Annotated in this window: 1 protein-coding gene; it reads right to left on the bottom strand. The window is 49.8% G+C overall.

The window, feature by feature from the left end; all coding sequences use genetic code 11:
- On the bottom strand, positions 1-544 hold a 544-nt coding region (locus R7Z47_RS26475; protein ID WP_318130977.1), incomplete at both ends, for a pyruvate formate lyase family protein.

A 544-nucleotide genomic window follows, 5' to 3' on the forward strand; every position in this document is an offset into this window, starting at 1 on the left:
CAGGTTTCACGAGCGACGATGTTGTACTGCCCGTGCCAACCTTTGGGGTGGTTAAAGAAGGTTCGAATCAGCATTGAAAGCTTGAGCTTATCCCCTTCTGAAGCGACAGCCGCTGGGCTTAACTTCTGATTAAGCAGCACGCCACCTAGGATTTTATTGGCTTGAATTTTACCGACTGAGTTGTACACCGCAGTTGGTCCCAAACGGTCAGAGCCCGATGCTGGACTTGCGCCTTCCGCCAGTGGCGTTTTCGCTTTTCGACCATCTGGTGTTGCCATCGTGGATGCACCAAATGGCACGTTGGCAGAGATGCTCGATGTTCCCGCGTAGTAGCTACCACCAATTGGTCCGCGCCCATAACGTGTGTTGACAAATTGCGCCAACTCATCGATATAAACTTGATAAGCATCAGCCAGCAGTTGGTCGACATAATCGTCGTCATTGCCGTATTTTGGCGCGAAGTTGATTAAGCGTTGGCGAAGTTGTTCGTTCTCAATACCATCGAAGTCTTCTTCTAATGCTTTTGCCAATTCCGTTTGGCTGA

Source organism: Vibrio sp. 1641 (assembly GCF_033339995.1).
GTDB lineage: Bacteria > Pseudomonadota > Gammaproteobacteria > Enterobacterales > Vibrionaceae > Vibrio > Vibrio alginolyticus.